The organism is Erwinia sorbitola, from assembly GCF_009738185.1.
Lineage (GTDB): Bacteria > Pseudomonadota > Gammaproteobacteria > Enterobacterales > Enterobacteriaceae > Erwinia > Erwinia sorbitola.
Map to the genome: position 1 here is coordinate 1,647,107 of NZ_CP046509.1, position 13,032 is coordinate 1,660,138.

Sequence of the window (13,032 nt, forward strand, 5' to 3'; positions counted from 1 at the left end):
AGACGCCAGAATGGCGGCTAACTGTGCAATATAATTTCAATCTAGCAATCAGTTGATTAATATTCAAACGCAATAAGGGCAAAAACAAAGCATCCTGTAACATTTGCACACTTTTTGTGTTGGCGCTATGTTAAGAGAGTGGCTGTTATTTTGAGCAGCGCTTAATGACCTCAACAGAGTCCCGGGTGGCTTCATGACAAACATCGTGGAAGTAGAAGACTTCACGCGACACAGTGAAGAGAAACGAACCAGCGCGTTCCGGAATGAAGTGAAAGCTTATCTGGAACGCCATCCTGAAACGCAATATGCCGATATTCTTCTTAATGATTTAAACGGGGTGTTTCGCGGTAAACGTATCCCCATCGCCAGCCTGGCAAAGCTTGATAAAGGCTGTTATTTCCCGGCATCTGTGTTCGCCATGGATATTCTGGGCAACACCGTTGAAGAGGCGGGGCTGGGCCAGGCGCTTGGCGAACCCGATAATATCTGTATGCCGGTGGAGGGCACTCTTACCCCGTCCGCTTCTGACCCGCAACATCTGGCACAGGTTCTGCTGACCATGTGCAATCAAGATGGCACTCCCTTTGACGTTGAACCCCGAAACGTACTTAATCACCTCTGGCAGCGACTGCGCAATCGAGGTTTGTTTCCGGTGGTAGCGGTAGAGCTGGAGTTCTATCTGGTCGATAAGCAGCGCGATGCGGAAGGTGATATTCAGCCGCCGTGTGCGCCGGGCAGCGACGATCGAAACAGGCAGAGTCAGGTTTACTCCGTCGATAACCTGGATCACTTCTCTGCGGTGCTGGGCGATATTGATGCGCTGGCACATGTGCAGGGAATTCCGGCGGACGGCGCTCTGGCGGAGGCATCTCCAGGGCAGTTTGAAATTAACCTGCACCACACCCGCCATGTGCTCAGTGCCTGCGATCATGCGGTTCAGCTTAAACGCCTGGTTCGACAGGTCGCCGGACAGCACGGCATGAGCGCCACGTTTATGGCAAAACCTTATGAGGAGTACGCAGGCAGCGGGATGCATGTGCATATCAGTATGCTGGATGCTGCCGGACATAATGCCTTTGCCTGTGACGACGGCAGCGATTCACCGCTGTTAAAGCGTGCGCTGGCCGGAATGATTGATCTGATGCCTGCTTCTATGGCGCTGCTGGCACCGAACGTAAATTCTTATCGGCGCTTTCTGCCGGATGCTTTTGTGCCGCTTCAGGCATCCTGGGGGCATAACAACCGTACCGTGGCCCTGCGTATCCCTTGTGGAGACCAGCAGAACCACCGCGTGGAGTATCGCGTGGCCGGAGCCGATGCGAATCCCTACCTGGTGATGGCGGCTATTCTGGCGGGCATACTGCACGGGCTGGATAATCAGTTGCCGCTTCTCCATGCGGTAACCGGTAACGGTCATGAAGCTGAGGGGAATCCGTTACCGATTCGTCAAAGCGATGCGCTTAACACCTTTGAACAGAGTCATGGGTTACAGACGCTGCTGGGAACGCGTTTTGGTTTTGTCTGGCATCAGTGCAAACATCATGAACTGATGCATTTTGAGCGAATGATTACCGCGACCGAAATCGACTGGATGTTTAAAAACGCCTGAAAATACCTGTGCGGGCGTGCCTGTCACGCCCCGCTAACTGTCTGAGATCAATTAATTGTAACTGAAGCTCTCAGGGGCTTGTCATTGTGCCTCTTTCTGGTGCAGAATGTGCGCCCTGCAAAACGATACCTGTAAACCGACGCTGATTTACCCGGCGGCGGTATTTTTTTATCTGTCGGTAAGCAGGCAACACAATTTTCGCATTTAAAGAGGCCGGTTCATAACCGGATAGATATTCGCTTTTAAATACACTTTGACGTGTTTTATTGAGGAAACAACAACCATGGGGCTTCACCATCTTACTCCAGCGTCTGCTGGGATCCGCCAGCGCGATGACTACGGCGCCGCAGCAGGTTACGACTTCACACCTGCCTGTATTTCCCAGAATCCTCTCCAGATAAGCTATCGCACATTGCGTAGCTCCCCTGTGGTTCAGCCCAGAAAGGTTGACGCTATGGGGAGGCTACATCATGTCGCTTGATACCCTCAATTCAGCCGCCCAGCCGCGTGCAAAACTGAAAAAAACGCTGACGTTATTGCCTGTTGTCATGATGGGTCTGGCTTATATGCAGCCAATGACCTTATTCGATACTTTTGGCATTGTTTCTGGCCTGACCGATGGCCACGTCGCAACCGCATACGCATTCGCGCTGATTGCTATTCTGTTTACCGCACTGAGCTACGGCCAGTTGGTACGTCGGTTCCCGTCTGCGGGTTCTGCCTATACCTATGCGCAGAAAGCGATCAGCCCGCACGTCGGCTTTATGGTCGGCTGGTCTTCGCTGCTTGATTATCTGTTTATGCCGATGATCAATATTTTACTGGCGAAAATTTATTGGGAAGCGCTGGTTCCCGGTATTCCATCGTGGATCTTTGTGGTGTTACTGGTGGGCTTTATGACCCTCTCTAACCTCAAAGGCATCAAAACCGTTGCCAACTTTAACAGCGTCATCGTGGTGCTACAGGTGGTGGTGATCGTGGCGATTATGGCCATGGTGGTCTGGGGTGTGGCGCACGGCGAAGGCGCTGGCACACTGGTCAGCAGCAAACCATTCTGGTCTGAAAATGCCCATGTGGTACCGATGATCACCGGGGCAACGATACTCTGCTTCTCCTTCCTCGGCTTTGACGGCATCAGTTCGCTGTCGGAAGAGACTAAAGACGCAGAGCGTGTTATCCCGAAAGCGATCTTCCTTACTGCGCTGATCGGCGGCCTCATCTTTATTGTGGTGTCGTATTTCCTGCAACTGTACTTCCCGGATATCTCGCGCTTTAAAGATCCGGACGCGTCACAGCCGGAAATTATGCTGTATGTGGCAGGCAAAGCCTTCCAGTTCGGCATTCTGATCTTCTCCTGTATCACCGTACTGGCTTCCGGTATGGCGGCACATGCTGGCGTATCTCGTCTGATGTATGTGATGGGGCGCGATGGGGTGTTCCCGGAACGTTTCTTCGGTTATATCCATCCGAAATGGCGTACTCCGGCACTGAACGTACTGCTGGTGGGCGTGATTGCGCTGTCATCGGTGTCGTTTGACCTGGTGACCGCAACGGCGCTGATTAACTTTGGTGCGCTGGTGGCGTTTACCTTTGTTAACCTGTCGGTGATTTCACAGTTCTGGATCCGTGAAAAGCGTAACAAGACTCTGAAAGATAACTTCAAGTTCCTGGTGCTACCGATGCTGGGCGCGCTGACAGTTGGCGCTCTGTGGGTGAATCTGGAAGAGAGCTCAATGGTGCTCGGTCTGGTATGGGCGGCAATTGGCCTGATCTATCTGACCTTTGTTACCCGCAGCTTCCGTAATCCGGTGCCGCAGTGCAGTGAAGATTTGATGTAATCTGTTCGTCCCGGGTCAGGGCAACCCTGACCCGGGGCAATAAATAGTATTGTTCCTGCTACGACACCAGCTCCCGTGCATACTCAAACAGCGCTTTCAGCTGATCCAGTTTAACCTGATCCCCTTCGTACTGATTAAACAGCATCTCCAGCTCCTGCACATAGCTCTGTACCCGCTCCGGGTTGAGCATCTCACGACGATGCTGTAGCCAGCGTTTCTGCTCTGCATCATCCAACGTTCCGGGATAGTTACGGGCGCGGAAACGGAACAGCAGCTTTTCAATACGTGCATCATTAAAAGCGATATCGAGCGCCGGGAGATTTTCCGGGGCAGTCTGACGAATAATGTTCATCGCGTTGCGGTCGGCATCGCTAAAAAAGCCCGAATAGAGCTGGGCATCAACGTCATCTGACGGGGTGAAAGGTTCCGCATCGGCATACAGAGTCACCACTTTTTCCCGCACTTCAGGATGCTGGCGCAGCAGGGTAAGGTTATCCAGGCAGCGCTGGCGGTCGATGCCAATACGTTCAGCATCTTCCGGGCGCAGCGTATTAGCCGGAGCGACCACCGGACACTTGTTGATATGTACCAGCTTCAGCGGTACTGGCGAGGCATCCCCAAGCTCACTGCGGGGCGTATACAGGCGCTCACGCAGCTCATCTGCATTCAGGGTCAGCAGCGGTGTCATATCGCCGCCAAGGTCACAGGTGATCAGGGCATTGCGATTCTCCGGATGCCAGGCAAGCGGAGCAATCCAGCTGGTATTGCCGCGTGCGGCACCGAACATCCCTGAAATATGCACCAGCGGTTTCATCTGAGGAATATCAACCAGCGCGCTCACTTTCTGCTTATTGCGGTGACTAAAAAGGAAGTCATACAGGCGTGGTTGCTTCTCTTTCACCAGTTTTGCCATGGCGATAGTGGCATACACATCTGACATCGCATCATGGGCGTTTTCATGAGCAACGCCGTTGGCTTTTGTCAGGTGCTCAAGACGGAAGCTCGGCAAACCGTCGTCGTTTTCCGGCCATTCAATTCCATCCGGGCGCAGGGCATAGCAGGCGCGCATCACATCGAGCAGATCCCAGCGGCTGTTACCGTACTGCCAGCTCCAGGCGTAGGGGTCGTAAAAGTTGCGATATAACAGGTTGCGGGTAACTTCATCGTCAAAACGTACGTTGTTATAGCCCACAATACAGGTGTTGGGTTCGCTGAATAGCTGATGGATGCGATGGGTAAACTCCGCTTCGCTGACGCCGCGTGCGCGTGCAATCTGCGGAGTGATGCCGGTAATCATCACGGCTTCAGGCTGCGGCAGATAGTCATCCGCAGGCTGGCAGTAAAACACCTCCGGCTCGCCGATAATATTGAAATCCATATCGGTGCGGATCCCGGCAAACTGAGCGGGACGATCCAGTGACGGACTTTTGCCGAAGGTCTCATAATCGTGGAAAAGGAACGTAGGTTGATTAGTTGTGTCTTTCACTGTTTCTCTCTGTTCACTTCTGTTCGTTAACTCTCTGAAAATGCAGTGTTCAACCCTGCTTATAAACCCTGCTTTGTTCATGTTCGTTCATGATTGTTCATTGCGGTTCGCTTTAGTCCATGCGATATTGTGTACAGAACTGGTACAGAATCCCTGAAACCACGCGTACAGAAAATTATTATGGCCCTCAGTGACACTAAACTCCGCTCCATACATACTAAACCATATTCGGGAAGCCCTGAAGTAGCAGACGCTGATGGTCTTAGCGTTCGCATATCGCCGAGGGGTGTTATCACATTTCAGTATCGATACAGATGGGGCGGGAAAGCCCAGCGATTAGGTCTTGGCCGATACCCGGCGATGAGCCTAAAGGATGCCAGAGCAACGACCGCCGACCTTCGCGTAATGTATGACAGCGGGAAAGACCCGCGCCTCTACTTCGAAAGCGAATCTGGCGATAAGAGCATGACTGTTGCTGATTGCCTGGATTACTGGCATGAAAATTATGTAAAAGTGGCATTGAGGCCAAGAACGCAGGTGTTATACGAGTCAACTCTACTGAAGAATCTCCGTAATTCTTTCCCTGGGCGCTCAATCTCTGGCATATCTGTAAAACAGTGGGTAGATCTGTTTACTGCTCAGGAGAGGGATAACCCACGTCGAGCGAGACAGCTTCTCACACAGATGCGTTCAGCTATTGGCTGGTGCATCCGCCGCCAGGTAATAGATAACTGCTCTGTAATGCGCATCTCTCCGAAAGACGTTGGCACCCGGTCAGAAACGGGTAGCCGTGTCCTGACGTATACGGAGCTGGCGAAAATCTGGATCGCGATAGAGAGGAGCAGGGCGGCCACATCTAACAAGCTTCTTCATCAGATGCTGATGCTTTGGGGGGCGCGAGTATCTGAACTACGCCTGTCCGAACGGTCAGAGTTCGATATGAACGAGCTGGTATGGACTGTTCCGAAAGAGCACAGCAAAATGGGTAACATCATCAGAAGGCCTATTTTTGAGCAGATAAAGCCCTTGCTTGAAAAGGCGATGATGACGTATGACCAGGCGCTATTTCCGGGGGCCAACATCAAGCAGCCGATAACTATTTCAGCAGCTAACAGGTACATCCAGAGGGTCAGAGATGGGATGGACTTAAACTACTGGCGGGCGCATGATTTCAGACGAACCCTGGTCACGCGCCTTTCTGAAGAGGGTGTGGCCCCGCATGTTACAGAGAGAATGCTGGGGCATGAGCTTGGCGGGGTAATGGCTGTATATAACAAGCATGACTGGCTTGAGGAACAGCGGAAGGGGTATGAGTTGCATGCCGATAAGCTGCTCTGGCACGTTAAGAGGCTTTCTGATTAACGCCGCCGTTAAGCAGCCATGAGTCGACTGCGGAGCGAAGATATGCTTTCGGCCTGGTTCGAACTGGCATGGGGAAGTTGTACTTGTTGCAGTAGTTCCACATCGTTGTACGGGATGTGATATGCAACTTCTCCATGACCTCATCCTCTTTGATAAGGGCTGTGTCAGACATAGTTACCTCGGTAGATAGATGGGGGAGGTTAAGACTTGAGAAAGAGAATCCAGTGAGTTTTGTCACCCTTTCCAGTACGCTGCCAGATCGTTGGTTTTTGGTCAGTTAGCTCGATGACGTGCCGAACAGGAATTTGAGTTTCATTCCATTTGAATACCAGCGTGCCTTGTGGACGCAGCACTCTAAATGCTTCGGAAAATCCCTTTCGGATATCTTCTCGCCAACCATCCCTGTCTAGCACTCCGTACTTTTTTCGCATCCATCCATTTTCTCCAGCACGATCAAGATGTGGTGGGTCAAAAACAACTTGAGAGAAACTATTATTGGCGAATGGAAGGTGACGGAAGTCTGCGATCACATCTGGGGAAATATTTAAAAGACGACCATCGCAAAGGACATGCTCCTCACATCGACGGTCTGAGAAAATGGCCCGGTCATCTTGCTTATCAAGCCAGAACATCCTTGACCCGCAGCACATGTCTAAAATTGTTGTTTCACTCATGATCTAATCTCCTTTCTTCCCACCTATCGACTGACAAACCACATTAAGCCATAGCCATGCCCGGCCACGATGATTTGCGGGGATTAGCGTGGCTATTTTTGTTGAGTGCTTGTCGAGAATCTGTCGGTAGGTGAGAGTGTTTGATTTGCTGAAGTATTCGTTAAGTGCCGCTCGGGCTGTGCTGTTTATCGCGTTTTGAGCTTCTGGCGACATTCTGTCTCTCCATGCAATCCATCCACACCTCACGGGCCAGAACGCAGCGAGGAATACTCCAGATAACGCTGCGCTTCCCCGTCACCCCGGCGTATGTGATTTCTTCGCTCATGTAAGCTTCGAATGATTTCTCTGATTCAGTCATCGCTCACCTCTCCCTTTCGATATCCAGCATCATAAAGTTGAGCGCAGATATCGTAAATTGCATAGCCGCAGGGCTTTGGAGTGGATGCCATTTCAGCAATCGCATCCTCACGCCTGCGCTCTGCTTCGGTGCGGATAGGGCGGAATTCAACTTCACTTAACCCATAACTCACTTCCCTGGTCGACAAACGGACAGCGACGGTTTCTACGCCGATGAACAGAATTTCACAACTCAACCAGTTACCACCGCACCAAGAGCGTTCACACATAGCTCCCACTGGCGGCAAACCCTCGCCATTCCACGATGACTGCTGTGCTGCGAGGGCGGCTTCGTATTGCTTTCTGTTAACCTTCACCTCAGCATCATGATGTTGAGGTCTATGGTCTTCGCTTAACTCATCGTGAAACCACCCCCACACCCCAGGCCGCATTAATCTGTCGTAGTCCTGCCATATTTCGTCAACACCTTCAGGCCACCCACCACGCTTAGGTAGCTCATTCACCAAAATATCAATAAGCTTCATGCTACAGCCCTCTGTGATTTAGCCCTCTGCCACTTCTCGTCATCCTCGCGACACTCAGCACAGCAGTAGCTCGTACCCGGCTGTGACTGTTCGCCACAATCTGCGTTCCGGCATACTGGCGATGGTGGCTCCGGTACTTTGCGATTAGCCAGCGCTATCTCAACAAGATGCTGCTCACGTGCTGCTGCTTCATCTAAAATGTCTGCATACATGAGATTTCTCCGTAATTTGGGCGTAAAAAAAGCCGCATTAGCGACTGTGTTTTGCTGATTTGGTTTTACTGTTGAGGCGTGGAATAGTGAGTAATAACCGTGGTCTCCGCGCCGGGCTTCGCCGGGTCAAAGCTGACATGCGGCATGCTGGCCGCTGGCGGGATTGTGTAGAGAGGGACAACGGAATACCCAACATCTCCTTCTTCGCGAAGCTCATTTAAATAATCCACCACCCCCGCAAGTAGACCGCCGTCACTATCAACGCACACATCATCAAAGTGTGCATTCCCGTCGCAATCAGCAATTGCGTACATGAAAGGCTTTTCATACGCATCCATCACCGTCAGCAGGGCGCGTAAGGCCGTAATTACTTCATCATCTTTCACATCGCAATAACATTCTTCATCGTACTGCGCTACAAGTTTCTCCAGCCGCCCCCGCCCGCCGATCTGATCAATAAGTTCGTTAATCATGCCCACCACCACTCGATTACTAAATGACCCAGCCAAATTGACCGCATTGGCCCATCAATCCACGCAGAAAAATACTGCCACTTTGATTTCTTCTGCCACGACATAGCTAACCACCAGCCACCATGTTTTCCTGGGATGCGAATTTTCATATCTTCCGATCCCACTTAACGCCAGCTGCATCGAGTGCTGCAAGCCATTTAGTATCGTGTTCCTGAATAGCTTCTTTAAGCCATCCGATACACTCCGTGCCTGGCAACTCAACAACCTTCTGCCCCTGTACATTCAGACTGCTAATTCTCTCCGCAACCTGTATCGCCCAGCGCCCAGCATCGAAAAACAATTGTTCGTTCTGATATTCAAAATCATCTGGATAGCACCCCGTGTCCTCACAAAATTCGTTCCATACATGTTGCATGATTTTCATGATTTTCTCAGGCGGCAACACGGCAGGCTGTGCGACGGTGTAGAGTTCTTTTAGGTCTGTTACCTTACCTGTTTCAATCATCCATTCAGCTGGCCGCTCTTTTGATAGCTCATCTCGCCAGTTCTGGAATCCCTCGCACGTCTCACAACCAGCATAGCGATATGCATATGCAAACGGCTCACCCGCCGCAGCATCGCGCCGCGCGAGTTCGGCCTCTGCTTCTCTGCGCTTCCTGAATTGCGCCTTTCGCTGGCTTCGAAGATTAAATTTTGACAACTCAGCCATATGCAGTTGATGCTCAGAATTTGCTAGGCGTTGCTTCAGCTCGTCGCGCTCACGCCTCAGTTGCTCATTCTCTGCGAGTAAATGGTTAGCATAATTAGTGGTGTCAAAGCTCATGGCTGCTCTCCTGCACGGATGCGGGCGCGTACTTCATCTGCATAGTCGCGCTTGAACTCGGCTTCATCAGCATTCGGCAGGAACTCTACAGCAGAAAGAACGGCACCGGATATGTCATGCACCATCGCGGGGGTGTCATCGATAAACCCTGACTCCCACGCCGCTAGTATCCTGTTTGCTGCGAAGTGGATACCCTCTGCGCGTGCCAGCGCCCGCAGCTGCCCCTGAAGCGCTGCGACCTCCGCTTCCAGCTTCATATAATCTTCTGCTCGTACCATGTCGATAACAAACGGATCATGATCGGTCGTATCGTGAAGCAGGCTTCTGTCAATTCCATATAATTTTGCTTTCATATCTATCTCCCGCCGACCGCAGTCAGCCAGTTAAATCCGATGATGTAATCCAAAAGCCAGCTTTTATCAGCCTGGCTCTACGTGCTGCCGCCTCAATACATGCCTGGCGTTGTTTGTCGCCACGGTCTCGCAAAGAGTTAATGCTGACGACGATTGTTTTATTCGTTGCCGCTGTCGACGTGATGCGCCGGGGATTTCGAACCAGCGTGTAGAGCCTGTCTCGCTGCCCGGTTTCCTCGTCGATATACCATTCTCCCGCTGATATTTCGGCGGTGGCGCTGACGAGGTGTCTTTGTGCATTGAGTTGCCGATGAATACTGCGGAGGGGTAATTTTGTTGCCATGTGGAGCTGACGCCCTGTCATTGGCCCTTTGCTAAGAAGCCAGATGGCCTTTTCCTTTAGTCCATCATTGGGGCCGCCGCGACCACGGCGGTACATTGCAATTTTCTTCATCATTAATCCTGTCTTACTGCGCCACCGAGACCATAATGCGGCGTGTGGTAATCGAGATAAGTGGTGTCCATTTCGTAAACGATGATTTCCGGGCGTCGAGGGTAAAATGCGGCCTGCTCTGCATAGCGACGAGTCATCAGCCTGGCTGTGCGCTGTGACGCCGACAGTGTGTTGATGCGAGGGTGTGGCTCTCCGGCTTTCAGCGCCATCCATGCTCTCCCTGCGTCCCACGCTATGCTTTCAATCTGACGCTCCCTGTCAGTCATTCGTGAAGCTTTGTAGCGGTACGATGCCCGCCGATATTCCGGCAGGCGGGCGCAATGCTCCTGTTGTTCAGGTGTGAGTTCTCTCATTTGAATTCCTGCCGGGGAGGGATTAAGCGGCTTGCTCTAATTCAGCCTTACGGATGTCGTAAACATCTTTGGCCTGCGCCTGTTGCTCTGTGCCGCGCAGTGTTCGCCACGCCTCCTCAAACGCAGGCTTTAGCTCTTCTATTGAATGGGCTGATGTTGCCAGATCTGTGAAGTGCTTCAGTGCTTCCTCATGCGGGTTTACACCCGAATCAAGCCAGCTAAGTAGCTTCTTGCCGGTTTCCTCTGACAGAATTACTGGATCAGCATTGGAGAACAGCTTTGTACGATCCTTCGTCGCGCTTGCGTGATGCGACTCATGCACCAAGTCGAGAACGGTAGTGAACTCATATTCGACCCCATCGCGCTGCTCTGACTTCATGCCGAGTTTCGCTACCTTCTTTCGTCCGTTCTCTTCCACCTGGGCTGTTTCCGTTTTGCTTCGCATGGTGGCGATTACATGCATATTTGTGCGCAGGATGGCATCAAGGAACGCGCGATGGCGTGGGTTAATATCACTCCACGCTGACCAAGAGTTACCGCGATACTTTGCTTTTGCGATGGTGTCAACAAGCTCCAGACACCCACCAATCCCGGCCCATTCATGCGTGATACTGTCTATAACGATGCAGTCGTATCCAGCTTTTTCAGCTGCATTAATGGCCTCAATAAAGCGCTCAGGGCTAAATGGTGGCTCCAGTTCCAGTACGTCGAAATCAGCAATATCAGAGTAAAGTGATGCGCTTCCTTTCTCGGTATCAACTACTGCAATCTTTCCGCCAATTCCTTTGGCAATGAGTAGGGCGCTGTATGTTTTCCCTGACCCGCTCGGCCCGGTAAGAGCCAGCCGTAGCTTGGCTTTCTTTCTCATGGCTTTTTCAAATTTCATTTTATTTCCTCAGAAGGGCGGATTGCCCAAAAAGAACATTTGGTTGAGTTTTTCGCATCTTGCACAGTTCAATGCAGCTTTTTGCTGCTTGCTCCATCCTTTGCGCCGGTAATAGAGTGCGTCAGTGATGAAGCCACGCCGCCTACTGATGCTTTCCTGAGTGGTTCTTGCAAGTTGGCTCATGGCCGACCCTCCGCTTTGAGGAATTCCACCAACTTATCCAGCCAGCTCTTGCGCGGTGGCGGGGTGAAACTGGCGCTGTTTAAGATGTTGGACGAGTGAAACTGGATAGATTTGAATGCGTCAAAATCGGAGCCACCCACACGGGTAGCCCCAGCAAATGAAAGTTGCATGGGTGGTTCCTTTGAATTGAATTGATTAGTAGGTGATGCTGGTATGCGGGATTGAGTTGTTCATAAGGGCTTTTAGTGTGGCGATAGCCTGTTCACGATTTAGCCCTGCGTGTTCCATGAGGCCTTTTACAACATCTGTTCCGACTGCTTTCCGATGCGCTTCGTTGGCTGCACGTTTCGCGGCTTCATCGGCGACTCGCTTCTCTTCAGCCAACCGTGCTGCTTCTTTTTGTTCGGTTTCACGCTTAATTCGGTCAGCTTCTTCCTGGGCTTTTCGCTGCGCTAATTCGATGGCCTGCTGCTTTTCCCTTTCTGCCTGCTCACGCGCTTCCTTTGCCAGTCGCTCGGTGCGTTCCTGCGCCTCTCTGGCTTCGCGTTCTGCACGTTCCTGTGCTGCGATGCGTTCGGCCTTCTCCTTTTCTGCCTGAGCAATCAACTGTGCTTCACGCTGTGCGGCCGCCTCCCGGTCACGCTGCGCCTTTGCCTTTGCTTCCTTCCACGCCTGCTCAATTGCCTGGCGCTTAATCTCTTCTTCATGAGCTATGCGCTGGCGCTCTGCTTCGGCTTTCGCTCCAGCAGCGTCGCGGTCAAATTTATCGTTCAGCAGCAGGGCTATTTCGTGATCGGATTCGAAACTTTCACGAGCTGCTTTATCAAATGCTTCGTTATCAGCCAGGGCTTCTGTGTGCCATTCCAGCATCTGCTGCTCGGCCTTAATGCGGTTCTGTTCGGCTTCCCACTCAGTAAGCGGAAGTCGCACTTCATCGCGAAGCGTGTCGCACTCTGTGACAAAACGCCGTAATTCTGCTTCAGCGGGCTTTACCGATTCTTTCAAGTGCCGGAGATAGTCACGGCCTGGTTTCTCAATCAGCGTCTTACTGCGTGACACCTGCGCAGCAAGTGATGCCACCCGGGCGCGACCTTTCGCCGTGGTCAAGTCAGGCACCTCGTTCACCTGTTGACGAATCAGCTCAAGGTACCGTTCAAGGCCGTTGGCAACATAAAGGGAAGGGGCTTGCTCAGGCTTAATTTCGAGTACAGCGATCTCCGTGGTATCAGTCATGACCACTCCTGTTAATTGGTTATTCACATGTCGGCGCTGCCTGAGCAGGCAGCATTGCGAGTTACTATCATGGTGTGCTCCTGGCAATAAAAATCCCCGCGATTACGAGGCTGCTAAATGAGTCCGAGCTCATAATTAAGCTCGTCAAGACATTCCTTGTCCGATTCGAAGAAGTAATCCCACGCCTCTTGGTCAGCATGACTTCTAACCAA

At 51.8% G+C, this 13,032-nt stretch carries 16 protein-coding genes; 3 read left to right on the forward strand and 13 right to left on the reverse strand.

Going from position 1 to position 13,032, the window contains the following annotated elements; genetic code table 11:
* The first annotated feature begins 193 nt into the window (after window positions 1–193).
* Window positions 194–1,609: a glutamine synthetase family protein gene (locus GN242_RS07305; RefSeq protein ID WP_156287148.1), complete on the forward strand. Its 1,416-nt coding sequence runs from the start codon at window positions 194–196 to the stop codon at window positions 1,607–1,609.
* Window positions 1,610–1,679: 70 nt separating this feature from the next.
* Here the strand turns inward: GN242_RS07305 and GN242_RS07310 are convergent, their stop codons facing one another.
* Entirely contained in the window at window positions 1,680–1,907 is a 228-nt protein-coding gene (locus GN242_RS07310; protein ID WP_154751624.1) for a hypothetical protein, read from the reverse strand.
* 172 nt (window positions 1,908–2,079) lie between these two features.
* On the opposite strand from GN242_RS07310, the gene GN242_RS07315 reads away from it, so the two are divergent.
* Window positions 2,080–3,447, forward strand: coding sequence for an APC family permease (locus GN242_RS07315; RefSeq protein WP_154751623.1), 1,368 nt, complete (start codon window positions 2,080–2,082; stop codon window positions 3,445–3,447).
* A gap of 58 nt (window positions 3,448–3,505) precedes the next feature.
* Here GN242_RS07315 and sbcB read toward each other — a convergent pair whose 3' ends face one another.
* Window positions 3,506–4,933 carry an exodeoxyribonuclease I gene (gene sbcB / locus GN242_RS07320; protein ID WP_197094771.1) on the reverse strand — a complete coding sequence of 476 codons (1,428 nt, stop codon included), beginning with the start codon at window positions 4,931–4,933 and terminating at the stop codon, window positions 3,506–3,508.
* Window positions 4,934–5,113: 180 nt separating this feature from the next.
* On the opposite strand from sbcB, the gene GN242_RS07325 reads away from it, so the two are divergent.
* On the forward strand, window positions 5,114–6,295 hold the full coding sequence (locus tag GN242_RS07325) for a tyrosine-type recombinase/integrase (protein ID WP_156287150.1): 1,182 nt from the start codon (window positions 5,114–5,116) through the stop codon (window positions 6,293–6,295).
* A gap of 200 nt (window positions 6,296–6,495) precedes the next feature.
* Here GN242_RS07325 and GN242_RS07330 read toward each other — a convergent pair whose 3' ends face one another.
* From GN242_RS07330 to GN242_RS07375, 11 genes are all read right to left on the reverse strand, one after another.
* Window positions 6,496–6,969 (reverse strand): class I SAM-dependent methyltransferase, encoded by a 474-nt coding sequence (locus GN242_RS07330; RefSeq protein WP_156287151.1) that lies wholly within the window; start codon window positions 6,967–6,969, stop codon window positions 6,496–6,498.
* A 160-nt stretch (window positions 6,970–7,129) separates the two neighbouring features.
* The gene (locus GN242_RS07335; protein WP_156287152.1) at window positions 7,130–7,327 is read right to left on the reverse strand and encodes a hypothetical protein; all 198 of its coding nucleotides are present in this window, start codon (window positions 7,325–7,327) and stop codon (window positions 7,130–7,132) included.
* Entirely contained in the window at window positions 7,320–7,850 is a 531-nt protein-coding gene (locus GN242_RS07340; RefSeq protein ID WP_156287153.1) for a hypothetical protein, read from the reverse strand. The genes GN242_RS07335 and GN242_RS07340 overlap by 8 nt, the downstream gene beginning before the upstream one ends.
* A gap of 277 nt (window positions 7,851–8,127) precedes the next feature.
* Window positions 8,128–8,535, reverse strand: a complete 408-nt coding sequence (locus GN242_RS07345; RefSeq protein ID WP_156287154.1) for a hypothetical protein — start codon at window positions 8,533–8,535, stop codon at window positions 8,128–8,130.
* Between the two features lie 145 nt (window positions 8,536–8,680).
* The gene (locus tag GN242_RS07350) at window positions 8,681–9,358 is read right to left on the reverse strand and encodes a hypothetical protein (protein ID WP_156287155.1); all 678 of its coding nucleotides are present in this window, start codon (window positions 9,356–9,358) and stop codon (window positions 8,681–8,683) included.
* On the reverse strand, window positions 9,355–9,711 hold the full coding sequence (locus GN242_RS21645) for a hypothetical protein (protein WP_197094772.1): 357 nt from the start codon (window positions 9,709–9,711) through the stop codon (window positions 9,355–9,357). The genes GN242_RS07350 and GN242_RS21645 overlap by 4 nt, the downstream gene beginning before the upstream one ends.
* 22 nt (window positions 9,712–9,733) lie before the next feature.
* Entirely contained in the window at window positions 9,734–10,168 is a 435-nt protein-coding gene (locus GN242_RS07360; RefSeq protein WP_156287156.1) for a hypothetical protein, read from the reverse strand.
* Window positions 10,168–10,518, reverse strand: a complete 351-nt coding sequence (locus tag GN242_RS07365; protein ID WP_156287157.1) for a hypothetical protein — start codon at window positions 10,516–10,518, stop codon at window positions 10,168–10,170. The genes GN242_RS07360 and GN242_RS07365 overlap by 1 nt, the downstream gene beginning before the upstream one ends.
* 22 nt (window positions 10,519–10,540) lie before the next feature.
* Entirely contained in the window at window positions 10,541–11,404 is an 864-nt protein-coding gene (locus GN242_RS07370) for an ATP-binding protein (RefSeq protein ID WP_156287158.1), read from the reverse strand.
* A gap of 9 nt (window positions 11,405–11,413) precedes the next feature.
* On the reverse strand, window positions 11,414–11,587 hold the full coding sequence (locus tag GN242_RS21650; protein ID WP_197094773.1) for a hypothetical protein: 174 nt from the start codon (window positions 11,585–11,587) through the stop codon (window positions 11,414–11,416).
* A gap of 195 nt (window positions 11,588–11,782) precedes the next feature.
* Window positions 11,783–12,820 (reverse strand): coiled-coil domain-containing protein, encoded by a 1,038-nt coding sequence (locus tag GN242_RS07375; protein WP_156287159.1) that lies wholly within the window; start codon window positions 12,818–12,820, stop codon window positions 11,783–11,785.
* Window positions 12,821–13,032 lie beyond the last annotated feature (212 nt).